Annotated in this window: 1 protein-coding gene; it reads left to right on the top strand. The window is 64.7% G+C overall.

From position 1 onward, the window contains the following. Positions 1-402: ABC transporter permease (locus OP04_RS48140; RefSeq protein ID WP_033346815.1), on the top strand; the 402-nt coding region annotated here is incomplete at its 5' end.

Below are 402 nucleotides of genomic sequence, written 5' to 3'. Positions count from 1 at the left end.
GTGCTCGGCATCCTGGGCTGGACCACGGCGGCGCGTGTGATGCGTTCGTCGGTGATCTCGGCGAAGAGCCAGGATTACGTGGCGGCGGCGCGGATGCTGGGTGCGAACAATGTGCGGATCATGTTGCGGCACATTCTGCCGAACGCGATCGCGCCGTTCATCGTGGTGCTCACGATCGCGTTGGGTCAGTTCATCGCGACCGAGGCGACGTTGTCGTTCCTCGGTATCGGGTTGAAGGGCAACGCGATCTCGTGGGGCATCGACATCTCGACGGCGGCGAAGCATTATCGCGAGTCCGCCCCGCCGCTGGTCGCTCCGTCGATGTTCCTGGCGATGACCGTGCTGGCGTTCATCATGCTCGGCGACGCCATCCGCGACGCCTTCGACCCGAAGCTGCGGTGA

The sequence above is a fragment of the Catenuloplanes japonicus genome, assembly GCF_000717135.1.
Taxonomy (GTDB): Bacteria; Actinomycetota; Actinomycetes; order Mycobacteriales; family Micromonosporaceae; genus Catenuloplanes; species Catenuloplanes japonicus.
This window is presented reverse-complemented; position numbering and strand designations above follow the sequence as displayed.